Genomic DNA, 23,530 nt, shown 5'->3' with positions numbered 1-23,530 from the left:
AAGCATGAGTTCATCACAAACATATCATCCTTTTCACGCTGTGTTACTGAGAGAGTGGCATCGTATGACTTCACGACGTCTTTATTTTGGCGTGTGTATTGTACTCCCACTGTTCATCCTCTTTTTTATGGCAACAATTTTCGGCAACGGACAAATGGAAAATATTCCTATCGGTATTATCGATCAGGATAATACAGCAAGTTCCAGAGCGATTGTCCGTAATATATCAGCTGTGCCTACTTTTAAAGTGACACAGCATTTCGTAAATGAAGCTGCTGCCCGGAAAGCTGTGCAGAAAAAGGAAATATATGGTTATCTTTCTATTCCCCCTCAATTTGAACAAGATGCTATTACCGGAAAGAATGCAACTTTATCATATTATTATCATTATGCACTTATGTCGGTGGGCGGTGAACTGATGGCAGCATTTGAAACATCCCTGGCTCCTGTATCTCTTTCTCCTATCGTGATGCAAGCTGTCGCATTAGGAGTAGATCAAGAACAGATTACGACTTTTCTATTACCTGTCCAGGCTAATAATCATCCTATTTACAATCCGAGCCTGGATTATTCGGTGTATCTAAGTCAGCCTTTCTTTTTTGTTTTATTTCAAGTGTTGATTTTACTCACCACTGTATATGCAACGGGTATTGAAATAAAATTCCGAACAGCTGATGAATGGCTGGCTGTTGCAAAAGGCAATATGGTAACAGCTGTATTAGGGAAATTGCTACCTTATACTATCATTTATATATTGATAGGATGGTTTGCCAATTATGTAATGTTTGGTATTCTACATATTCCTTTTCAGGGAAGTTGGTTGTTAATGAATAGTATGACTGTTCTTTTCATTATAGCAACACAAGCTCTTGGTTTGTTCTTATTTTCACTGTTTCCTGCCATTTCCTTAATCATCAGTATTGTGTCGATGGTGGGTTCTTTAGGTGCCACTTTATCAGGAGTAACTTTTCCTGTCCCTAATATGTTCCCGTTAGTAAGGGATGCATCTTACCTTTTCCCAGTCCGTCATTTTATGGAAGCAATGCAAATGATGCTTTATGGTGGCAGTGGATTTATTCATCTTTGGACAACGGCTGTAATATTGTGTATATTCCCTTTGTTGGCATTCCTGTTACTTCCGTATTTGAAACGAGCTATAGAAAGTCATAAGTATGAAAAAATTAAGTAAGTTACAACAGATATCGTTCATCATCCATCGTGAATTTGTGGCTATTAGTACCAGTTATGCTATACTATTGGTATTGATAGGAGGAATTTTCGTATATGGATTACTCTATAACTATATGTATGCTCCTAATATCGTAACTAATGTTCCGGTAGCAGTAGTTGATAATTCTCACAGCCAGTTAAGTCGTAATTTTATTCGATGGTTGGATGCTACTCCACAAACAGAAATTTATGATCAGGCTATAGACTATCATGAAGCGAAAGAATGGATGAAAACAGGAAAAGTACAAGGAATTATCTATCTACCCCCTGATTTTGAAGAACGGGTATTTCGGGGAGATGAAGCTGTATTCTCTTTATATGCTACAACTGACGCTTTTCTATATTTCGAAGCTCTACAAGGCTCCTCTTCATTAGTAATGTTGGCAATCAACGATAAATATCGTCCGGATGGAGCAGTCTTTCTACCTCCTCAAGGTTTATTGGCTGTAGCTATGGCACAACCTGTCAATGTTTCAGGAACGGCACTTTACAACTACACAGAGGGATATGGATCTTATTTGATTCCGGCAGTTATGATGATTATCATTTTTCAAACATTATTAATGGTCATCGGGATGGCGACCGGAGAAGAATATAGTACGAGAGGAATTCAGGTTTATATACCTTTTGGACAAGGATGGGGAACCGCTATACGTATTGTGGCAGGAAAGACTTTTGTATATTGCAGTCTATATGCTGTCTTTGCTTTTTTCTTGTTAGGCCTGCTCCCATACTTTTTTAGTATTCCTAATATTGGCAATGGATTATACATTGTCTTATTGATGATTCCATATCTCATAGCTACTTCATTTCTCGGATTAGCAGCTTCGCGTTATTTTACAGATTCGGAAGCACCCTTACTTATGATAGCCTTCTTCTCAGTTGGATTGATTTTCCTCTCGGGAGTTTCTTATCCAATGGAGTTAATGCCATGGTATTGGAAAGCAGCCCATTACATTCTTCCGGCAGCACCGGGTACACTTGCTTTTGTGAAGTTAAACTCAATGGGAGCGAGTATGGCTGACATCCGACCGGAATATATCACTTTGTGGATTCAGGCAGGAATCTATTTTCTATTGAGCATATGGGTATATAAGAAAAAACTGAATTAAACAATCAGCAGAATAAAAAACAAGAGGTAGTTCTTTATTACAATAAAGTGCCACCTCTTGTTTTTTGTATGAAGTATCTCGTTATTATCTATGAATCAAATATTTGATAAGAAAATAACCTCCAAATACTTGTAGACACATACCAAGGATACCTATACGAAAATCTTGAATAGCTTTAAAGAAATTACCAACATAAATCCACTCTCCTAAAGTACCGACTATCTGATAACTTAAGACTACAACTACTAAAATAGAAATAGATATACGTCCGAAGTGTTGAGCAGCCCATCCGGCAGAAATAGCCAGTAGTATTGATTTCAAAAGAATGGCAGGCAATGCGACAGGCATTGGCATACCAAATAATAGAGAGTTGATTACAGGTGACAGGATAGCAGTCAGTAGACCAACTTTCCAACCATACTTATAAGCACCGATTAATGTAAAGAAATAAATTGGCAGCCAAGTTATTCCACCTTGGGGAATGAGATGAAAAAGTTGAGGGAAAAGGATGTTGCCTACAATGAATAAAGAGGCTGCCAAATATGTCTTTATATCACTATAATTGAGTGAATAGAATTTCACAGATGTTGTTTCCATATTATTTATTTTTTAAAAGTTTAAATTTATACCACCCATAAAGGTTGCTTTAGGCATTGGATATCCTAGATTAATTTCATACTGTTGTGCTAATAAGTTCTCACCTTTTACAAAGACACTGGCATAATTACATAAGCGATAACTTCCCCTAAGATTCCACAGTACAAAACTATCTTGCTTTTCATTCCCTTTAATTACACTAGTATAGAGTCCTTTCACATATTGTATTCCTGTAGCCAAACTCCAACGTCCTGAAGTAAAGTTTGCTCCAGCATACAATTTATGTTCGGGAGCAGCAAGAACCGGATTCTCCATATGTAACCAGCTATAATTAGCATTAACACTCCAATGAGAATTAATCCGATATCCCATATTCGTTTCAATCCCCCAATTTTCAATCTCACCTGAATTTACATTGAGTGGAGGCATTAAGCCATTGGACATGATTATATTATCTCCATTAATATAATAAAGACTCAAACCATATGAAAGCGCACCTCCCAACAGACGTTGCGAATATGACAATTCATAATTCATCAACCTTTCTGCTTTCAAATCCGGATTTGCAGGAGGGAACATATACATATCACGAATAGTTGGATTACGATAACCTTTGCTTATCATTGCTTTTAATTCCGCACTTTTGGGCAAATGGAATGCCAATCCTCCTTGTGGAATCCACTCTGTTCCCACATGTGAATGATGATCAACACGAACACCCGCATCCACAGACAACCAGCTATACAAATCCTGTCGGAAATCTACATATCCGGCAAACTCATCCACTTGTTTATCAACTCCAGGGATTCGTTCACCTGTTGCTACTACCCTATTCCATGATTCACCTCCAAAATGCTGATAGTCAAAACCTACAGTCAGGCGATTACCAGAAAAAAAGCTGGCACTCTGAAACCAGGAAACACCCATCATTTTATCTTTAGAATTGAAATGTGATTTCTGAGGTGCTTTTCCTGCTGAATATCCGTCATTGATTTTATGCCGTCCCCAATTGTAGAAGAAACTCAGAGCACCGGAAGTCTTTTCGTAACGATTCTCCAAAGCAAATGAGCTCATTCCCCGGGTTATACGAGAATCATTATCAATAAGAGGAGTTTGAATGGTTCCCGGATTGGAAGCGTTGAAATGGGTAACATTTACATCTCCCCACACTTTCCAATAATTACTAAGATCATATCCTAATTTGGCATATCCACCATATTGCTCAAATTCCATATCTGAGCGATGGCCATCTGTACGGTTATATGAACCTGTAATAACACTACTGAAACGTCCCTTTCTTACCCGGTTGGACAATTCTGTCTGCAAAGTATTATACGAACCGTAACCCACTTGCATATCAGTATTTACTCCATCTTCCAGCTGCTTACGGGTAACTATATTAATAACTCCCCCCATCGCATTAGAACCGTATAGAACAGATGCAGGTCCACGTACCACTTCTACTTTTTCGGCCATCATTGATTGATAAGCGTCCGCTATTGGATGACCCATTAATCCCATGTATTGAGGATGTCCGTCAATCAAGACCAGCAATCCAGCCGTCGGACTTCCTCCGACACCACGTAGGCTCATACCACCCGCTGCCCCTGTAGATACGCCATATCCCATCGTACCACGACTAGTGATAAACAATCCCGGCACCTGTTCTGTCAAAAGTGGCAGCAACGAAGCATCATATCTACTTTCTATTTGAGGACGTCCTACCACAGATATGGTCATCGGAAGATGACGAACATCTGTTTCATTGCGTGTTCCTGTAACCACCACTTCATCAATTGCATAACTCCTCCCAATATGTGTCGTATCTTTTTTAACTTGTGCAGCCCCTGAAAAGGAAAACAAACTATTTATTAAAATAATCCCGGCTGTGTTCTTTATCATTCTCATTTTTTATTTCTCATTTTTCCAATAAAATCATGAATTAACGGTAATATTGCCTCGGCAGTCTCCACTTCACTACACATCGTTTCTACAGGACACCATCCGGTACGATCACGATTCCAGATAAACGGTACCTCTTGTTTAAAATCGACTTTCACGTCTGACTGACGGAATAATTCCAAAGCTTTAGAACTGATAATATCAGTATATAATTCCTTTATACCTCCCAGAATCATTAATGCAGCAGCACCTTTACCGACTACCTTATCAGCAATGGAAGCCCCCCGAAGGAAATCCGGTTCCTGAGTTAGCAAATCATATAAATCGGCTACTCCACGCTGAGTGAAAGTTCGATGTACTTCTCCATTGGCTATCACACAGGAATATCCTCCCGAATGTAATAAATTAATTAGTTCTTCCATTATAGTGTTCCTTGTTTCAGTTGTTCTACAAATTGATCGATGCGGTGTAACTCCCCAGGTATATCAATATTCTGTGGGCAATGAGGCACACATTGGTTGCATCCGATACAATGGCTGGCTTGTCGCAGTTTAGGAACGCTACGATCATAACCGATAAGAAATGCACGACGCGCCTTCGCATAATTTTTATCCTGTCCGCTACTTGGTACATTACCCTCATTGACACAGCGATTATAGTGCAACAATACTCCGGGTATATCCAGTCCGTATGGACATGGCATACAATATTTGCAATCGTTACAGGGTATTGTAGGATAATTCAACATTAACAGAGCCGTTTCCTCCAAAAAGTCTTTCTCTTCGTCGGTAAGTGGCTGCAAAGGAGAATAAGTACGGAGATTATCCTGTAAATGCTCCATATAGGTCATTCCACTTAAAACAGTAAGTACCTTCTCCGGAGATCCCGCATAACGGAATGCCCATGACGCTACGCTGGTTTCAGGGCTACGTTGTTTAAGACGTGCAACCAGATGATCATTCAGTTTAGACAAACGTCCTCCTAAAAGTGGCTCCATTATAACGGCTGGAATGTCACGTTTTTCCAGTTCCTGATATAAATATTCCGCATCTGTATTCCTAGCATTCACTTCTTTAGCATGCTTCCAATCAACATAATTGAGTTGTATTTGCACAAAATCCCACTTTATTTCATCATGCAACGAAAGCAAGTAATCATATACTTCAATATCACCATGATAAGAAAATCCAAGATTGCGAATACGTCCCGCTTCACGTTCTTTAATCAAGAAATCCAGCATTCCGTTATCCAGATACCTGCCTTTGAGAGCATCCATTCCACCCATTCCGATACCATGAAGCAACATATAATCAATGTAATCTACCTGAAGATCTGTGAATGATTTATGGTACATTTTTAAAGAAGCCTCACGAGACCATGTACTTGGATCGAAATTAGACAATTTGGTAGCAATATAATATTTATCACGTGGGTGACGACTTAATGCAATACCCGTCGCCTTTTCAGAAAAACCTTGAACATATGCCGGAGATGTATCGAAATAGTTTACTCCATGAGCAATAGCGTAGTCCACCAATTCATTAACAGCGTCTTGGTCAATCAATTCACCTTTACCGTCAGGAGCCGGTTTGAGTGGCCATCTCATACATCCATATCCTAATAACGAAACACGATCTCCTGTAGAAGGAGCAATGCGATAGGTCATTTTGTCGGTAGGAATCTCTTTTTCTGCCGAAACTGCACTTGAAGTAGAATGATTATTAGAAGAGCATCCATACAGCAAGCCTGTTGATGTAGCAGCACTAATACCTACAATCTTTATGAAGTCTCTTCGATTCATTTCTTTTTTATTTTTTTCTTCCATAATCTTATATCGAATTAGATTATACAACTCGGTGCATCAGATGCCCGGATACATAGATTGCACTGAACGGACGTGACGGACATAAATTCTCACAAGCTCCACAACCGATACAACGTTCCACATTTACTACCGGAATTTTAGGGGAATCCGAAATATCAGGATCTGATGGAACCATTTGTATCGCATTGGTCGGGCAGTGACGAGCACAGTTACCACATTCCTTTCCATCTGTTAATGGAACACAATTCTCTTTTACCCATACAGCGTGACCGATTTGAGTCGCTGATTTATCAGCGGTAGTAATCGGATGAATAGCACCTGCGGGACATACATCCGCGCATTTAGTACATTCAGGCCGACAATAGCCACGTTCGTATGACATCTCCGGTTGCATTAACGTCATTAAATTACCTGAGGGACGAAGTACTTGACTAGGACAAACAGAGACACATAGCTGGCAAGCCGTACAATGCTGTGTAAAATTACGTGCACTTAATGCACCGGCAGGGAAAATCTTATTTTCCCGATTGGGAATCTTTTTATCTTCAATGGCAGCCAATCCACCGTCCACTTTCTTTTCCTGCGCTTTCAGAATAGCTGTTGTGGCAAAGATTGCAGATGATGACAGGAAGCTACGGCGAGAGTTACTCGCTGATGTTGAATTCACTTGTGATGTTTCCAATGAAACCGATTCGTCATTTACTGTTCTAGAAACTCGCCGGGTATATTTGATAGCTCCATGTTTACACTTTCCGATACAATCCATACAAGCGACGCAACGACTATAATCAATTTCATGTGCTTTCGGATTAATACAGGATGCCTTACAGTTACGCGCACACAACCCACAATTGTTACATTGGCTCGTATCAATCATTGGTTTGAAGACAGAATAGCGGGATATAAATCCCAAGATAGTTCCAACAGGACAGATTGTGTTACAATAAGCACGTCCGTTACGCCATGCTAATATAAACAACACGATAAAGGTTACGACTGAAACCATCAAAGTAGAAAGACTTTTCATCCAAACATCCACTTCATAGAAAGCATAGCTATCTGCTCGTTCTGCCAAATAGGCAAGAAGATTATTCCCCCATTGCCAAACAGGAGCTAAAAGACTGGATGCCATACGTCCATAAGCACTATAAGGTGCCACAAGAATGGCTAAAGCATTCCATCCCGCAATCATAGCTACAACAAACACAGCTAAGACTCCGTAACGCAACCACTTTTTCGCCGGTGAATAACGGAAACGATTTTTCTTCCGTTTTCCGGAAAACCAAGAAATAATATCCTGAAACACTCCTAAAGGACATATCACCGAACAATAAACACGCCCGAATATGAATGTCAGTGCTACAAGAAATAGTACGACACCTACATTCAATGCTAATATTGCAGGTAAAAATTGAATTTTAGCCAGCCAACCAAACCAAGTATGCAATGTCCCTGTAAAATCAAGAAAAAGCAGGGTAATAATGACAAAGCATACAATAGCAGTTGTGATTCTAATAATACGTAGCATAATCAAATAAATTTCAAATTATAGTAGTTTAAATTCTTTTATTTAAAGAGTTTTACCGTATGTCTGATAATATATACACCACAAACGGATTTTATCATGGTGCAAATTTAATCACAGAGATTTACTTTTCACGTATCTTAATTACCGAAAGTTATACCAATATTACAGATTTACTTTCTTTTAATAGAAAAACTGCCCGTCAATACATCATTTGGATATATCAACGAGCAGTCTTTTTACAGTTTCATTTCTATATACTTCTTCATGTTATAAAATCTATCAGACATTGCTTCCCATTTCATAGGCTTCCACCATCGAAAGTTTTCCTTCTATCTCTCCTACCTTCCAGGCACCAATTCCATAAACCACTCCTTTCTCTACTGGTTTCTTCCAGACAATCAAGGAAGCCTCGGAAACCCTCAATGGTTCGTTCCATCATCGGAACACTTTCTTCTGCAGCAGCTATAATAAAATAGAATTCTTTATTGCGTATTTCGAGATAACGGGCACAGCAACGGTCAATCAGTGTTTTCATCTGTGCGCACATAGTATAGAAATAAACAGGAGTTGCCATTACAATCACATCTGCTCCTATCATTTTTTCAATGATGTCTGCTGCATCATCTTTTTGCGGACAAGGTTTCCCGTACATACTACAAACACTACATCCCGTACAATAATTGATTTGTTTGTCTTTCAAGAAAATCTTTTCCACTTCATTCCCTGCTGACTCGGCACCTTTTAAAAACTCATCACACAGCCTGTCTGAGTTTCCTCCTCTACGGGGACTGGATGATAGTATCAGAACTTTTTTACTCATAATCGTAGCCTTTAAATTGTTATTGATCATTCACTTTGCAAAAGTATGCAGAGCTTACCAATACTTTCGTATATAAATTACAGATGATATTACCATTTTTACCGATACAGTAAAAACAATGCTTATTTTAATCTGACAATTTCACCTATTTTCGGAATTAATACATCTAATGAGTCTTTGTACTTCATATTTTCCGCATTCTTCAACGGCTCATCCCAACGATGTTTAGCTAATGCATATTTAGAATGGTGTACGGTAAGGATACGTTTAGCTTTCAAATCTCTTGCAGCTTGTGTCATGTATTGAGGCATCAGATGAATGTATTTCCATTCCTCATTGTACTGGCCATTCTCAAGGATAGCAAGATCAATATCGGGGAAACGATTACCAATATCTGCATAATGAGTATCGTATCCTCCATCTCCACCTATATATATTTTCTGAGAAGGAGCTTCTAATAAGAAGGAAGCCCATAAAGACTGATTGGCATTAAATCCCCGACCTGAGAAATGACGGGCCGGCAAGCAATGAATCATAAAGCCGGACTCAAGATTAGCATCCTCATTCCAATCAAGTTCTATGATGCGGTCTTTGTCGAATCCCCAGTATTCAAAATGTTCGCCGACACCTAGCGGGCAAATCACTTTACCGATTCGTCCTTTCAACTCTTTAACAGTATGATAGTCGAGATGATCCCAATGGTCATGACTGATAACCAGATAATCAATATCCGGCATATCTTCCGGATGATAGATATCCGTACCTTTGAATGGTTTATTGATAAAAGATACAGGAGAAGCCATACAGAATACCGGGTCTACCAAAATCCTCTTTCCACCTGTTTGAATTAAATAAGACGAATGTCCGAACCATATAATGGCTTCTTCATCCTGATTCAAGTTCTTAAGATTTGTTTTGATTGCCGGCAAAGGAACATCTGGTCGCAAACCTTCTATTTTTTGGAAAAGAAAATCCCAGATACCTTCCAGACGTCCTTTGTCTGAAGTCATCAATACAGTTTCATGCAGATTCTGAAACTTTCCATCTCTATAGTTTGGAGATTGTTTCACTCGTTCTAGACGTTCTCCACGAGGTATTCTGCCAAAACTGGGTTGATTGATAAAAGCAATCACAACAACTGCTAATAATACTATTACAACTAATATATATCCTATAACCATACGTACCTTACTTCTCTTAACTATATGCATAACAATTCATTGATTCATTTTATGCAGCAAAGATACTTTATTTGGAATATTTTAAATTATCTATATTACAGATTATTTTACCCCAATTACCAATTCTAATATAATGGCTAATAAAATAACATTAGAAATGAATTTTATAGCTGATATTAGGAATTATACCTAATCCATCTTTTTTCTCTATTATATTTTTCTTTTCATTATACTGATAAAAGTGCATTCCGGTGTTCATACCAACATTCAATATCTTTAATGAGAATTCGTGCGATACTTTTTTCTTATTAATCCGGTAACTCAAGGATATATCACCATTTATTGAAGGATTATATCTATTTTCATAGGCTCTAGTTTCATCCCAGACAATATCATGTTCAGCAAGTGTTCTCTCTTCATCTACAGGAGTGTAACGTCCTCCTCCTTGAAAGAACAAACGTCCATTAATACTAAATACATTTTGTTTATATTTACCCACCATCCATTCTTTTCCGGCGAGTAAATTCAAAAGATAACCTTTATCTAATCTTGTATTTCGCCAAATACGATCTCCTCCTCTATACTTCGATTTAAAAAATGATCCTGTGATCATGTAATAGAATCCATTTCTCATATAATGTTCCAATGTGATATCTATACCATAGTTTTTTCCTAATCCGGTGTTTTCCAAAATTCTGTCCAAATAGAACTCTTCGTAATTAATAATAGAAAATGAAGAACCTTCTTCCACTGGGATATGAAATAAATATTGATAATAAGGTTCTACCTTTAAATGTAGAGACTGACTAATATTCCAATCATAAGTGATTCCAAAATGATGCGCTTTTGAAAAATCCAGATATCTGTTTGATTCTTTTTTTCCATTGATATCCCGTTCAACAAAATAATAGTCTAGTTTTTCTCTTCGGCTATGCAATCCATAAGCGACGGATAAAGCATGTTTCGGATTCATTTCCCACTTTAATGCAATTCGTGGTTCAACGGACCAGTTCTTATTCAATGTGAAGTATTGTGCAGTAGCTCCAATACTAGTTGTCAAATAATTAGTCAAATTTATGATCGAACTACTATAGGCTGAAAAGACAGTACTCTCTCCATTTCCCTTTGAAATTTGCTCCATCGGTTTATCGAGTCCGAAAAAAGGGCTCACCTTATAATCAAGATTATATTTTAATTCGGTCACTGTAATACCTGTTCTATTGGTGTGTCTTGAACCAAACTTCCTGTTTATAAAAGAATTAAATACGATATCCCATCTTGAATTTTGTATATCTCCCACCCTTATCAATTTGTCATCTACCTGCTGATCAACAATTGTATGATCCTTAGAATAGGTTGCTGATAGTGAAGAACGGATATAGGTATTCTCATTAATGTGGTATTTATGAGTCAATCCTCCTGCCGATTTATCAAGGTTATTTTCTCCGGACTGACGATCTCCTAAAGTTTCCCATTCAGAACGATCCGAAAGTTCACTCTTATTTTTATCAATTAATCCTAGCCCCCATATAGAAAAAGTTCCAGCCTTTCGGGTAGGAAAATTCAGTTTGAATGCCAAATCCTGATATTTTAGATTTATATCATTCCCGGAGGCCAGTGAAGTAGTAGAAAAGCGATAATTAATTAGATAGGAACTTCCTCTCTTTTTACTTATAGGTCCTTCTGAAGACAGATCAATTCCCATTAGCCCCACTTGAAAAGTATGTTCATACTTTTGATTGTTTCCATTACGCAAGTGCATATCAAATACTCCTGATAAAACATTATTATACTCAGCGGGGAAAGCACCATTATAAAAATCAGAATTACCAATTACCTGAGTACTTAAAGCTGATAGAAATCCACCTCCTAAGCCGGATATATCTGCAAAATGAGTAGGGTTAGGAATTTCAATACCCTCCAATCTCCATTGATTAAACTGTGGGGCATTTCCTCTTATAGCCACAGCATTAGTACCAACATCTCCGGCTACTCCGGCAAATGCAGAACTTAACCTGGCCGGATCGTCAAAACCATTGGCAAATCTACTCGCTTCTTCCATACTTATCATGCGTCCGCCGGTGATAGCCATAGGATTCAATAGTCTGTCTTTCTTCACTTCCGGTTGTATGACAACCTCACTTAGCGTATGAACATCTTCATTCACCGGTATTTCCATATAAACCTCTTTTGAAGAAGTTACCACCACTTCATTGATAATATTCGGATGATATCCCATAAAAGAAGTTTGAACATTATAACGCCCAACCGGAACATGACGAATTTGAAAACGTCCCATACTATCAGTGAAAGCACTCAAAGAAGGTTCTTCTAATAAACTGACAGAAGCATATTCCAAAGGAGTATTCGTTTTAGCATCTACTACAATTCCTCTGACCGTTTGAGTTGGTTTCTGTTTAGAATTGTCATCCGATTTGTTTTTATTATCCGGTAATGAAATAATGATATGGTTTTCTTTTGTTTTATAAGTCAGTCCGGTTCCTTTTAAAATTTGATCAAGAGCGGTTTTCAGACTCACATCTTTAACATCAATGGTAATTTTCCGTTGAATATCCAGTTGATTTTTACTGTAAGCAATGGTATATTTACTTTGTGCTTCAATCTGTTCAAATGTTTGTTTTATAGTAATATCCCGTCCCGAAATTGTAATTTTTGTGTTTTGTGCGTTAGATGCAACTGATATAATAAGTGTAATAATCAAACAAATTATTTTATAGTTCAGATTATTTTGTCTACTTTTGATTTCAAATGAAAACATATATTTTAAAATATTGAAAAGTTAAATACTCGTTTTATTTAGAACATGTTTGGCTTTTCTGAACCGGAAATGGCTTCAAAACAGTTTCCGGTTCTTTTTTTATCTATTCGCTCACCTCCTTCTTTATTAAAGTTACTTTACCACTTTGTATTTTATAATCAAAATCTCCTACAACCTCCTTTAATACACCCAGAATTTCTTCAAGATTTTCTTTGTTAATGAACTTTATTGTATAAGAGTCATTTGAAAATTTCTGTTTATCATAATCGATGATCACATCGAACCTACGTTGAAGAGTATAAATAATGTCATTAAACGTAGCATCCTGAAATATCAACAGACCGTTTTTCCAACCAAGACTTTCATCTGTAACGGTATTCAACAAAACAGATTTGTCTATTTTATCATATACAATCTGTTGATTAGGTTTTAAAATATACCTATTGGTGACTTCTCCTGATTTTATATCAACCTGTATACTACCACTGTTTAATGTAGTGACAGCGCGATCGTCCGTTGAATAGGCGGATATATTAAATTTTGTTCCGAGAACTTTGACGGATAAATGTTGGGTAGCCACTATAAAAGGTCTAGATGGGTTACTGGTTACCGTAAAATACGCTTCTCCTTCCAAATTAACGATACGTGTGGAATCCTCAAACTTGGAAGGATAAGTGAGTTTAGTATCCGAGTTCAATAAGACTGTTGTACCATCCGGAAGTGTACATTGTTTTTGCTCATTATTGGCAGTGACAACTTCCATTGTATTTACATCCTGATTATTATATAAATACCATCCGGTTAATAAAAAAAGCGGAATAAAAATAGCCGCATATTTCAACCATTGATGACGACGTTTGAAAATCCTCGCAGGCTTCTCATGGAATCCAAGAACCATTTTCACTTTTTGAAGAGATTGATAAGTCCCTTCATTGGGAGCTATTTGTACCTCATTCCAGATAGTATATAAAGCTTTATCTTTTTCAATACTCCACTTATCTTCTACGATCCACTCCTGTATTTGCTCTTCCATTTCAGAAGGATACGCATGAGTGAAAAATTGATTTAGAATCCGATAAATATAATTTTCTTTCATACCTATGTTTTTATATCATTAAAAACCAATACTAACCTTTCCGGTAGATTCAAGCCCCCACTTCTGCGTCTTTCTATCATACTGATATTCTGCCCCGACTTTTATGCCTGTATTCTCTTTTAAATCAATCGATACTGACGTGCCAATACCTGTATGTGAAAATAAAGAGTTGTAACTTGAATAAGAATAAGTTTCATTGGGGAAGATATATTGTCCCCAGATTTCCAGACGTATATAATCATTCAATGCATATTGCCCTTTTACATTCATACCCATAACATCTTGCCGCGTAATAGGTCCTGAGAAATAAAACTGTCGGCTAAATAGTCCTCCTGCATCCAGGGATAGTTTATCAGAGACTTTCCAACGTATTGCACCATTAATAGAAAAGTATTTACCCATTCCCAGATAAGTGACTTCTTTGCCATTTCCCACAAATGAGAATCGCCGGGAGATAGCCGTTTGCTGAAATCGGCTAAAATCAGCTAAAGTAGGAATACTTTTTAAATTCACCCTATTAATATTATACATCAAATCTATTTTCTCTTTAGTATGATCATACATCAGTTTCTCATCCACTTTAATCTTACCTTCTATTTTGGTCTCTACTTTCTTTTCATTTTCTGTTGTCTGCGAGAAAACGTATGTGGTAAATACAAAAGCCGAAAGAAGTAATATCACTATTCTCTTTTTCATATTATATCTGTTTTTTTAATCTCTATATGATTAATACAACTAATAGACCGACTACTCCCGACCTAAAAGACATTTTTATTAGAAAAAGAAAATATAAAAGGATGAAATAACACGTCTGATTTCTTGTAAAGCAAGGCTAAGCTGATTTTCTACTGTCTTTTTTGAAATACCTAAATCTTTGGCAATGTCCTCATTGGAACAACCTTCGTTTCTACTCATTTGATAAATCTTTTTTCTTTGAATGGGCATTTTACATACAGCCATTTCCACCAATAAGTTTATTTCTTTTGCAAATAATATTTCATCAGAACTATCATCTTCTTCAAGATTCAAAGAACTGCAATGGTCCTTGAAAGCTTCTTCTACCGATTTATGCTTTAAATAGTTGAAAGCTGTATTACGAGCGATCGTATAAATATAGGTGTTAAACGATTTATGTGGATTGATAACTTGCCGATTTACCCACAGATTTACAAAAATATCTTGTGCCAACTCTTCTGCATCACTTTCTGATCTTAAAAGTCCATTCAGGAAATACTTTACTTTATCAAAATAAGTAAGGAAAATATATTCAAAAGCCTTATGATCTCCATGTTGAAATGCTGCGATCGTTTCAATATTCATATAGTTTTTCGTATTTGGGTATGAAAAATATGATTTTTTATTTATCAATACAACTTCATCTCTATTTTCTCCCGACTTATTTAAGCTTTTTATATATTAGTACAATTCACGTGCTCGGACCTATAATTATTTATATATTTGTACGACTATATAATTATATTACAATTAAACGCTTATAGATGTAACAAAACTTCCGTTTAATGAATTTATTGGATTGAAGTATTCTGATAAGCCTCACTTTTTGCTGATGTTAGATAACCGATCTGAGTATCGACAATAAACATAAAAGACTACTCTCTTGAAGAAGTTCAGGGTTGGGCTTCGTGTGGTGAGAATATTGCACATTGGAAAGAGCTAATCAACAATCTATATTTTATTATAGCTCTCAATGAAACGAACCAAGCTATTGGATTTGCATCTATACGGAAAGACGGTTACTTGCATTCCATGTTTGTACATGCAGACTATCAACAGAAAGGAGTAGCTACCTTCCTGCTAACCGAAATAGAGAAATATGCGACCTATCATCAAATAGAAATGATCACATCCGAAGTTAGTTTAACAGCCAAAACCTCTTTTGAGAAAAAAGGATATTGCATCGAACAAGAACAGAAAAGACAGGCCAATCAATTATGTCTTACCAATTTCCTGATGAAAAAACATCTGAAATAAATACCTGAACACGTACTCTTATTCAACGACCATCTCAAACTGATCACAAGCTCCTGTTCGATGAGCCAGATGCTTTGTTGAAGGGGAAAATCCAAATAATGGTGAATAGGTTTTTACTTTGATAGTTTTACCGTCAGGCATAAATTCAAGTATACGGAGCCAACCGTCTCCTCCATTACCTTCCCAGCCGCCGCCCGATATTTGTACATTAAACATCATTTGGTGAACTTTTTTTCCCGCCTTATTCGGGTCTACACGATAAGCGACTGCATCCTCAAATTCACCCGGCTTACCCGTATGCCCACATATAACCAGATCAATGTTTGAAGAGGGATAAATCAGTTTATCCCAAACTCCTTGTCCCCAATTCCGGGGAGTTATTTTATAATGCTCATTATCCGTACGTTTCGCATTGCGCTCCCGAAGAAAAGAATGAGTCATAAATATAACCTTATGATCAATATATTCTTTCTTTGCAACTAGATTTCTAGCCCATTCAAGCACTTCATCACGTGGAGCAAATTCGGATGTTATAACTAATATTTTATCCCAATTAGGAACTTTAAACTCAAAAGCTGCATTCTCTAAAGATACTACCCCATTACGATTCGGAAAGTCAGCGACAAGGCAATCTCTCCAGGTTGAATTTCGTTTGAAAGGGAAATATTCAGGAAAATGAGTGATACCACATTCTGAACTTTTGTATCCATAATCATGATTACCACAAGATATTATATAAGGAACCTTGTTATCAAGACGCGCAAATGAACGTGAAGCGGATTCCCACATTTCTTCACTTGTCTGATTAAGCATCTTCCGATTCATTGTAATGTTCTCGTTTTGTTCTACCAGATCTCCTGTGCAGAGTACAGCCTTTATGTTTAGATTATCAATATTATCAGCGATCCATGCCGTACAGAGTTCGAATATCGGTTGGTTGATGTCGTATTTTGTATATCCTTGAGGATCTCCCAATACGATCATTGAAAATGATTCATTATTTTCAAGGTGTTGTTGGTCTGCTCGCTGTTGTGCTAGCGTGGGAAGTATGAATGTAAGTACTGCCCAAAAGAATAAAATTGGTTTCTTCATATTTATTAGATACAATAGTTGAGAACTTAATTATTGGAACCAAATATACAAAAAATATATTGTATTCATACTCCAATTAATATTTTTTCTTCAAATAACATACTGTTTGGATTAGTACTTGTTCCATAGAACACAGTTTACTTATATTTTCGTTTGTTATGTTTTCCTGAATTATATTTCTCAAATCCCGCATCGCTAAAACGTTTTTTAAAGTAACCATTCTGCTTTGAAAACAACTTTATTGACTTCAATAACGGTATTCGATAAAAGAATAATTTATTTGAATAACAAGAACATAACGATAAGAGTATTAAATTTACGGTTTCAATTATAACATTTGAACGATTATCACTATGTTCTCAGCGTCCAGCTTGTCATTCCTAGAGAAAATAAAGCGGTTATTTATTGTCACTTGTCACTTTTTTAAGTTAAACAGTTACTAATCAATGCTGAAATGGTGATAATAGACAAGTGACAATAGAGTGACAATAAAAATTCAGGATAGTTCTATTGTCACTTCCAGTTTATTGCTTAACTGTTTTTTATCAATTAATAGAATTGTTACTCAACCGATACTACGGGTAATAGAGCAAATACTACTAACTTTTACATACAGTTAAAATAAGCCCATTTTTATTTATTTTCCACCATTTGACCTATATACGCAAATCACTGTATTATAGTGCGTTTTAGCAAATTTTCTCTCCAAATAATTTGCATCGTTTTCCGATAATCTCTATTTTTGTATGCAAATCGTATGCACATATATTTGCATACAGACCAAGTAAAGAACCATCAAAAACGGCAGATTATGTACAAGTATTCAAAGGACGGAATTTCGGTGCTGTCGGTACTGGACGCACGCAGGGCGAAGAAAAGCGGCTTGTTCCCCGTGAAGATACAAGTCATACACAACCGCAGGCAGAAATACTATTCCACGGGGCAGGAGCTGTCAAAGGAGGATTGGGCGAACCTTGCGGAAAGCAAGAGCCGCAGGCTCACGGAGGCACGCTCGAACATAGAGAACAGCTTCTCAATCATCAAGGGGCAGGTGGAGGCACTCGCCGAGCGTGGCGATTTCGCGTTTGATCTTTTGAGTGTCCGGCTGGGCAGATGCTCCACCGCGACAGTGAACGCCGCGATAAAGGCGAAGACGGAAGAGTTGAAACGTAACGGGCAGGCGGGTACGTACCGCAGCTATCATGCACTGCTGACGGCGGTGGAGGAGTTTGCAGGGAAAGACATTCCGTTTTCTGCCGTCACGGTGGACTGGCTGAACCGCTGCGGAAGATTCTGGACGGGCCAAAAGAAAAGCAAGTCCACGCTCAGCGTCTATTTCAAGATGCTCAAGGCGATAATGAACCGGGCAAAGGCGGACGGCATAATAAAGGAGGCGCACTTCCCGTTCGGCAGGAACAGGTTCGAGATACCCTCAGCCGAGGGCAGGAAGCTGGCACTCACACTGGAGCAGATAAAGAGGCTCGTCACCTATACCGACGGAAGGGAGGAAACCGAGCTTTACCGGGACATGTGGTTCTTCTCCTACCTCTGCAACGGCATCAACTTCCGGGACATGCTCTATCTTACTTACGGAAACATCGTGGGAGGTGAAATCTGTTTTGTCAGGGCAAAAACGATGAATACTTCCAAGCAAGTGCGTACCATACGTGCGGTGCTCACCCCCGAGATGCGGAAAATCATGGACCGCTGGGGTAACCCCGACGACGGAAACCCCGGCACGCTCATCTTCAAGTTCGCCACGGGGAAGGAGGACGGCTTCGCCACCAAGCACCTTGTCGATACGGTCATACAGAAATGCAACAAGGTATTGGGTAGGATAGCCGAGGCGGTGGGTCTGCCCCCCGTGACCACGTATTCGGCCCGGCACTCGTTCGCCACCGTGCTCAAGCGCAGCGGGACGAATATCTCCTACATATCCGAAAGTCTGGGGCACTCCAACCTTGCCATAACGGAGAACTACCTTGCCAGTTTCGAGCGGGACGAACGGATGAGGAACGCGCAGTTACTTACCAAATTCGACTGACCATGCCAAGAAAGAAGACCAGAGAGATAAAGATACGGCACCTCAAATGTTTCGGTGCCATATGGGAGGAGCTTTCCGGACATCCCGGGCTTGCCGGATATGAGATAACGGAGGCCGTGATACGCGTACAGGAGCGGGTACGGCCCACCATAAACAATGTGGAGGCGGTCATCGAACGCATAAGGTTCAGCCATGCCACCCGCAAGTACAAATACCCCGTCATCCTCGGCAGGGAGATGATAGGCCAGAGTGTACTGGCAAAGATGGCGGGCGTGAGCCGCCAGAGCATAGCCCGGTGGGAGGAGCTGGGCTTCATATCGCGCTCCGACATCGGGATACCGGGAGAGAAATATTTCGTAATAGAAGAAGTCATTTCCCAACTCGGAAAGTTAAAGGATGTGAAATAATAGTGCATTCCGAATCACTTGACATATGTGTGCAAAACGGTGCCATTGGAAGATTATATCCGCCTATGGCACCGTTTCCCTTTTTACCCGCCCCACGCAGTGTCACCAAAAGTCATGAAACGTCCATAAAAGTCATATCCGTGTTAAGTTATTTGCGGTTCGATATTCGCTTTCCTTTATTCTTCCTTTGCGCCACAACCGGTTGGAACGGCTGTGACGACAGCCATAGTACAAACACCCAAAAAGAAAGGAAGAAAATGAACCAGATCATTCTTACCACGCCCGAGGAACTCCGGGCAATCGTGAGCGAGAGCGTCTCGCAGACACTGGCAGGGCTCACCCTGCCGAAGGACGAACCCGACAACCTCACGCCGGATGCGGCTGTGGGGGTACTCGAACAGCACGGGTTCCTGATTTCGAAGGCCCGCCTCTACAAGCTGACCGCCAAGGGGAATGTGCCGTTCCGCAAGTACGGAAACAAACTGCTGTTCTCCCGCAGGGAGCTGCTCGTATGGGCCGAAAGCCTCGCAAGACGTGTGAACGACAAGGGCGAGGCGGCACTCGCCATCGCCAGAAGCGCAAACCGAAAACTCCGCAGCCATGGAAAGTAACGAGCGCATGGAAGAAGTGACCCGTGAGAACGCCATCATCATCTGGCAGGCCTCACGGCTGAGCATCGGCATGAAATGTGAGAAGGCTCCCGAGATACTGAAGGCGAACGGCACTGTCGTCGGCACGCTGGGCAATTTCAGCGCGTCCATCGGCAAGGCGAAAAGCAAGAAGACGTTCAACGTCTCTGCCATCGTCGCGGCGGCGTTGAAGAACGGCACGGTACTGCTGTATTCGGCGGAACTGCCCAAGGACAAGCGGAAAATCCTCTACGTTGATACCGAACAGAGCCCGTACCATTGTCTCAAAGTGATGGAACGCATCCTGCGCATGGCAGGCCTGCCGACCGACCGGGACAGCGAGCACCTCGAATTTCTCGCCCTGCGCAAGTACACCCCGAAAGAACGCATCGCGGCTGTGGAGCAGGCCATCTACAATACCCCGGAACTGGGACTTGTCGTGATAGACGGCATCCGCGACATGGTGTACGACATCAACAGCCCCGGCGAATCCACACGCATCATCTCCAAGCTGATGCAGTGGACGGACGACCGCCAGATACATATCCACACAATACTGCACCAGAACAAGGGTGACGAGAACGCGCGCGGGCACATCGGCACGGAACTGAACAACAAGGCCGAGACGGTGCTGCTGGTGGAGAAGGACAAGGGCGACGCCGACATCAGTCGGGTATCGGCCATGCACATCCGGGCGATGGACTTCGAGCCGTTCGCCTTCCGCATCAATGACAGGGCACTTCCCGAACTGGTGGAGAACTATACCCCGCAGGGGAGGAAAGCCGGAAGACCGCAGCAGGAGCCGTTCGACGCGTACAGGCACATCACGGAGCAACAGCACCGCATCGCGCTGGAGGCGGCATTCGCACTGAAAAGCGAATACGGCTACAAGGAACTGGAGGACGCGCTGATAAATGCCTATGCCTCCGTCGGCGTGAGACTGAACCACCACAAGGCGGTATCGCTCATCATCACGTTGCGCAACAAGCGGATGATAGTGCAGGAGAACGGCAGGAAATACACCTTCATGCCCGATTTCCATTATTAAACCGGATGCGGAGAAACGCTTCACTTTATTCACGGTGCCTATATATAAGGGAAAAGCGAAGCGGTGCGCGGACATCACGCAACCGCTTCACTTAATACCCGTATCCTATATATACGAGCATTTAAGTGAAGCCATGTATATGCCGTACCTTATATAAGAAGGTGCGGGCGAAAAAACAAAAACAGTCATTCATTCAAACACTCACACGTATGGACATTCAGACAGCGAAACAAATCAGCATAGCCGAATACCTGCACAGTCTGGGGTACTCACCCGTAAGACGGCAGGGCGGCAACCTATGGTACAAGTCACCGTTGAGGGAGGAAACCGAGGCCTCGTTCAAGGTGAACACCGAACGTAATCTCTGGTATGACTTTGCCACCGGGAAAGGCGGCAACATCATCGCACTAGCGGCGGAACTCTACGCATCCGACCATGTGCCCTACCTTCTGGAAATGATAGCAAGGCAGGCACCGCACGTGCGCCCCGTCTCCTTCTCTTTTGGCGGGCAGACATTATCACAACCAAGTTTCCGGCAGTTGGAAGTAATGCCGCTTTCTTCCCCCGCCTTATTCTCCTATCTGCGGGAAAGGGGGATAAATACGGAACTGGCAAAAAGAGAATGCAGGGAGGTGCACTATCTGACCGACGGCAAACCCTACTTTGCCGTCGGTTTTCCCAACCGTTCGGGAGGCTACGAGATACGCAACAAGTTCTTCAAGGGCTGCATAGCCCCGAAAGACATCACTCACATACGGCAAACGGAACCGGGGGAAACCTGCTGCCTCTTCGAAGGTTTCATGGACTACCTCTCCTTTCTCACGCTGCGGCAGGCGGGGCATCCCGACCGCCCCGCCCTTGACGGACAGGACTATATCGTGCTGAACTCGGTTTCCAATCTTTCCAAAGCCCTGCGGCTGCTGGGGAATTATGAGCGGATACACTGCTTCCTTGACAACGACCGCGCCGGGCTGGAAGCCCTGCGCGAAATCCAAAGAGAGTACGGTTCGCGTGTCCGCGACGCATCACCTGTGTACAGCGGGTACAAGGACCTGAACGACTACCTGAACGGAAAAAAGTTGTCACAGCAGGTGAACCCGGTACAGCAGGCAAAGCAAGTACAGTGGGTGCAGCAGCCGGGCAAGAAAAAGGGGAAGGGCATCGGAATGTAACCCACGCATCCCGCAGGCTTTTTGCACAGTGAAAAGCCATAGCTCAATAGGGCGTTTTCTTCACGCAGCGCAAGCGCAGCTAAAAACGCCCTATTGAGGCGAGGGGCCGGCCCCTCTGCACACCCCGTTCGCCGTGAGGCATATCCGCACGGCAGGCGGAATTGTCAAACCTAAAAAGACTTTACAATGGGATATTTCTCACTCGATTTCAGAAAAGCGAAGGGGGCATCCGACAGCCGGATGTCCGACCATATCGAGCGCAGGGTGATAGCACCGAACGTCGACCCCACGCGCACGCACCTGAACCGCGAGCTCGTCCGGATGCCCGAAGGCATCAGGGAGCGTGACGACGCGATTGCGGCCCGCATCAGCAGTGCGGGCATCAGAAGGAAAATCACCCACGACCAGGTACGCGCCATCCGTGTCATGCTCTCAGGAACACATGAGGACATGATGGAAATAGAGAAAGCCGGAAGACTGGACGACTGGTGCCGGGACAGCATGGACTGGCTGTACAGGACCTTCGGGCGGGAGAACGTGGTCTCGGCGGTGCTGCACATGGACGAGCACACGCCGCACATACATGCCACACTTGTACCGATAGTGACGGGAGAGCGCAGGAAGGCGGGGCAGAAGAAGCCGAAGGAGGAAGGGCGAACTTACCGCAAGAAGGCGAATGCCGTCCGACTGTGTGCCGACGACGTGTTGAACCGTACCAAACTGATTGCCTATCACGACGACTATGCCAGAGTCATGGTGAAATACGGCCTGCAACGCGGGATAAGAGGTTCGGAAGCCCGGCATGTCTCCACCGCCCAGTATTACCGCGATTTGAGGCGGCAGACGGACGAACTGGAAGAGAACGTGCGCCAACTCCAAGCCGAGCAGGAAGAGGCGGAGAAACGGCTGGAAACGGCCAGAAAGGAAATCAACACGCAAAAGCTGGAGGCGGTCAAGGTGGAGGCAAAGACCGCCATCATGGCGAAGGTGGGTTCTCTTTTGGGCAGTGGGAAAATCAGGGAGCTGGAGGCGGACAACCGCAGCTTGCAAAACGAAATAGCCGCCCGTGAAGAGAG

Annotated in this window: 19 protein-coding genes and 3 pseudogenes; 9 read left to right on the top strand and 13 right to left on the bottom strand. The window is 41.3% G+C overall.

Annotated features, from left to right (window positions below):
• Positions 1–4: 4 nt before the first annotated feature.
• Both EJF25_RS16825 and EJF25_RS16820 read left to right on the top strand, forming a co-directional pair.
• A complete protein-coding gene (locus tag EJF25_RS16825; protein WP_125042039.1) occupies positions 5–1,189 on the top strand; it encodes an ABC transporter permease in 1,185 nt (394 codons plus the stop codon).
• Positions 1,173–2,342, top strand: a complete 1,170-nt coding sequence (locus tag EJF25_RS16820) for an ABC transporter permease (RefSeq protein WP_125042038.1) — start codon at positions 1,173–1,175, stop codon at positions 2,340–2,342. Before EJF25_RS16825 ends, EJF25_RS16820 begins: the two co-directional genes overlap by 17 nt.
• 84 nt (positions 2,343–2,426) lie before the next feature.
• Here the strand turns inward: EJF25_RS16820 and EJF25_RS16815 are convergent, their stop codons facing one another.
• From EJF25_RS16815 to EJF25_RS16765, 12 genes and pseudogenes are all read right to left on the bottom strand, one after another.
• Positions 2,427–2,939 carry an ECF transporter S component gene (locus tag EJF25_RS16815; RefSeq protein WP_125042037.1) on the bottom strand — a complete coding sequence of 171 codons (513 nt, stop codon included), beginning with the start codon at positions 2,937–2,939 and terminating at the stop codon, positions 2,427–2,429.
• Positions 2,940–2,951: 12 nt separating this feature from the next.
• Positions 2,952–4,841 (bottom strand): TonB-dependent receptor, encoded by a 1,890-nt coding sequence (locus tag EJF25_RS16810; RefSeq protein ID WP_125042036.1) that lies wholly within the window; start codon positions 4,839–4,841, stop codon positions 2,952–2,954.
• A 2-nt stretch (positions 4,842–4,843) separates the two neighbouring features.
• Positions 4,844–5,263 (bottom strand): DUF1893 domain-containing protein, encoded by a 420-nt coding sequence (locus EJF25_RS16805; protein ID WP_125042035.1) that lies wholly within the window; start codon positions 5,261–5,263, stop codon positions 4,844–4,846.
• Positions 5,263–6,666 carry an aldo/keto reductase gene (locus tag EJF25_RS16800; protein WP_125042034.1) on the bottom strand — a complete coding sequence of 468 codons (1,404 nt, stop codon included), beginning with the start codon at positions 6,664–6,666 and terminating at the stop codon, positions 5,263–5,265. The genes EJF25_RS16805 and EJF25_RS16800 overlap by 1 nt, the downstream gene beginning before the upstream one ends.
• A 19-nt stretch (positions 6,667–6,685) precedes the next feature.
• Positions 6,686–7,312, bottom strand: a pseudogene (locus EJF25_RS26635) (4Fe-4S dicluster domain-containing protein); the annotation flags it as partial.
• Positions 7,313–7,380: 68 nt separating this feature from the next.
• Positions 7,381–8,194 (bottom strand): annotated as a pseudogene (locus tag EJF25_RS26630) (4Fe-4S binding protein); the annotation flags it as partial.
• A 279-nt stretch (positions 8,195–8,473) separates the two neighbouring features.
• A pseudogene (locus EJF25_RS16790) lies at positions 8,474–9,014 on the bottom strand (flavodoxin family protein).
• 122 nt (positions 9,015–9,136) lie between these two features.
• The gene (locus EJF25_RS16785) at positions 9,137–10,225 is read right to left on the bottom strand and encodes an MBL fold metallo-hydrolase (protein ID WP_235016843.1); all 1,089 of its coding nucleotides are present in this window, start codon (positions 10,223–10,225) and stop codon (positions 9,137–9,139) included.
• Between the two features lie 121 nt (positions 10,226–10,346).
• Positions 10,347–12,974 carry a secretin and TonB N-terminal domain-containing protein gene (locus EJF25_RS16780; RefSeq protein ID WP_125042032.1) on the bottom strand — a complete coding sequence of 876 codons (2,628 nt, stop codon included), beginning with the start codon at positions 12,972–12,974 and terminating at the stop codon, positions 10,347–10,349.
• A gap of 103 nt (positions 12,975–13,077) precedes the next feature.
• Positions 13,078–14,070, bottom strand: a complete 993-nt coding sequence (locus EJF25_RS16775; protein WP_125042031.1) for a FecR family protein — start codon at positions 14,068–14,070, stop codon at positions 13,078–13,080.
• A gap of 18 nt (positions 14,071–14,088) precedes the next feature.
• The gene (locus EJF25_RS16770; protein WP_125042030.1) at positions 14,089–14,766 is read right to left on the bottom strand and encodes a hypothetical protein; all 678 of its coding nucleotides are present in this window, start codon (positions 14,764–14,766) and stop codon (positions 14,089–14,091) included.
• Positions 14,767–14,844: 78 nt separating this feature from the next.
• Positions 14,845–15,390: an RNA polymerase sigma-70 factor gene (locus EJF25_RS16765; protein WP_125042029.1), complete on the bottom strand. Its 546-nt coding sequence runs from the start codon at positions 15,388–15,390 to the stop codon at positions 14,845–14,847.
• 276 nt (positions 15,391–15,666) lie between these two features.
• Between EJF25_RS16765 and EJF25_RS16760 the strand changes: the two genes are divergently transcribed.
• Positions 15,667–16,062, top strand: a complete 396-nt coding sequence (locus EJF25_RS16760; protein ID WP_125042028.1) for a GNAT family N-acetyltransferase — start codon at positions 15,667–15,669, stop codon at positions 16,060–16,062.
• An 18-nt stretch (positions 16,063–16,080) separates the two neighbouring features.
• On the opposite strand, the gene EJF25_RS16755 is transcribed toward EJF25_RS16760, so the two are convergent.
• The gene (locus EJF25_RS16755; RefSeq protein WP_125042027.1) at positions 16,081–17,154 is read right to left on the bottom strand and encodes a metallophosphoesterase; all 1,074 of its coding nucleotides are present in this window, start codon (positions 17,152–17,154) and stop codon (positions 16,081–16,083) included.
• 811 nt (positions 17,155–17,965) lie between these two features.
• Between EJF25_RS16755 and EJF25_RS16750 the strand changes: the two genes are divergently transcribed.
• From EJF25_RS16750 to mobV, 6 genes are all read left to right on the top strand, one after another.
• Positions 17,966–19,198 (top strand): site-specific integrase, encoded by a 1,233-nt coding sequence (locus EJF25_RS16750; protein ID WP_016277256.1) that lies wholly within the window; start codon positions 17,966–17,968, stop codon positions 19,196–19,198.
• A 2-nt stretch (positions 19,199–19,200) separates the two neighbouring features.
• Positions 19,201–19,605 carry a hypothetical protein gene (locus tag EJF25_RS16745; protein WP_117589464.1) on the top strand — a complete coding sequence of 135 codons (405 nt, stop codon included), beginning with the start codon at positions 19,201–19,203 and terminating at the stop codon, positions 19,603–19,605.
• Between the two features lie 65 nt (positions 19,606–19,670).
• Complete coding sequence (locus EJF25_RS25815; protein ID WP_235016740.1) at positions 19,671–20,216, top strand: DEAD/DEAH box helicase family protein; 546 nt, start codon at positions 19,671–19,673, stop codon at positions 20,214–20,216.
• On the top strand, positions 20,206–21,282 hold the full coding sequence (locus tag EJF25_RS16735; RefSeq protein ID WP_117616358.1) for an AAA family ATPase: 1,077 nt from the start codon (positions 20,206–20,208) through the stop codon (positions 21,280–21,282). Before EJF25_RS25815 ends, EJF25_RS16735 begins: the two co-directional genes overlap by 11 nt.
• 209 nt (positions 21,283–21,491) lie before the next feature.
• A complete protein-coding gene (locus EJF25_RS16730; RefSeq protein ID WP_117589463.1) occupies positions 21,492–22,454 on the top strand; it encodes a DUF8464 domain-containing protein in 963 nt (320 codons plus the stop codon).
• A gap of 186 nt (positions 22,455–22,640) precedes the next feature.
• Positions 22,641–23,530: MobV family relaxase (gene mobV, locus EJF25_RS16725; RefSeq protein ID WP_125042026.1), on the top strand; the 890-nt coding region annotated here is incomplete at its 3' end.

Source organism: Bacteroides faecalis, from assembly GCF_003865075.1.
GTDB lineage: Bacteria > Bacteroidota > Bacteroidia > Bacteroidales > Bacteroidaceae > Bacteroides > Bacteroides faecalis.
This window is presented reverse-complemented; position numbering and strand designations above follow the sequence as displayed.

Coding starts and splice junctions, on each gene's coding strand:
- EJF25_RS16825 (WP_125042039.1), top strand. CDS start 5: ATGAGTTCATCACAAACATATCATCCTTTTCACGCTGTGTTACTGAGA.
- EJF25_RS16820 (WP_125042038.1), top strand. CDS start 1,173: ATGAAAAAATTAAGTAAGTTACAACAGATATCGTTCATCATCCATCGT.
- EJF25_RS16815 (WP_125042037.1), bottom strand. CDS start 2,939: ATGGAAACAACATCTGTGAAATTCTATTCACTCAATTATAGTGATATA.
- EJF25_RS16810 (WP_125042036.1), bottom strand. CDS start 4,841: ATGATAAAGAACACAGCCGGGATTATTTTAATAAATAGTTTGTTTTCC.
- EJF25_RS16805 (WP_125042035.1), bottom strand. CDS start 5,263: ATGGAAGAACTAATTAATTTATTACATTCGGGAGGATATTCCTGTGTG.
- EJF25_RS16800 (WP_125042034.1), bottom strand. CDS start 6,666: ATGGAAGAAAAAAATAAAAAAGAAATGAATCGAAGAGACTTCATAAAG.
- EJF25_RS16785 (WP_235016843.1), bottom strand. CDS start 10,225: ATGCATATAGTTAAGAGAAGTAAGGTACGTATGGTTATAGGATATATA.
- EJF25_RS16780 (WP_125042032.1), bottom strand. CDS start 12,974: ATGTTTTCATTTGAAATCAAAAGTAGACAAAATAATCTGAACTATAAA.
- EJF25_RS16775 (WP_125042031.1), bottom strand. CDS start 14,070: ATGAAAGAAAATTATATTTATCGGATTCTAAATCAATTTTTCACTCAT.
- EJF25_RS16770 (WP_125042030.1), bottom strand. CDS start 14,766: ATGAAAAAGAGAATAGTGATATTACTTCTTTCGGCTTTTGTATTTACC.
- EJF25_RS16765 (WP_125042029.1), bottom strand. CDS start 15,390: ATGAATATTGAAACGATCGCAGCATTTCAACATGGAGATCATAAGGCT.
- EJF25_RS16755 (WP_125042027.1), bottom strand. CDS start 17,154: ATGAAGAAACCAATTTTATTCTTTTGGGCAGTACTTACATTCATACTT.
- EJF25_RS16750 (WP_016277256.1), top strand. CDS start 17,966: ATGTACAAGTATTCAAAGGACGGAATTTCGGTGCTGTCGGTACTGGAC.
- EJF25_RS16745 (WP_117589464.1), top strand. CDS start 19,201: ATGCCAAGAAAGAAGACCAGAGAGATAAAGATACGGCACCTCAAATGT.
- EJF25_RS25815 (WP_235016740.1), top strand. CDS start 19,671: ATGGCACCGTTTCCCTTTTTACCCGCCCCACGCAGTGTCACCAAAAGT.
- EJF25_RS16735 (WP_117616358.1), top strand. CDS start 20,206: ATGGAAAGTAACGAGCGCATGGAAGAAGTGACCCGTGAGAACGCCATC.
- EJF25_RS16730 (WP_117589463.1), top strand. CDS start 21,492: ATGGACATTCAGACAGCGAAACAAATCAGCATAGCCGAATACCTGCAC.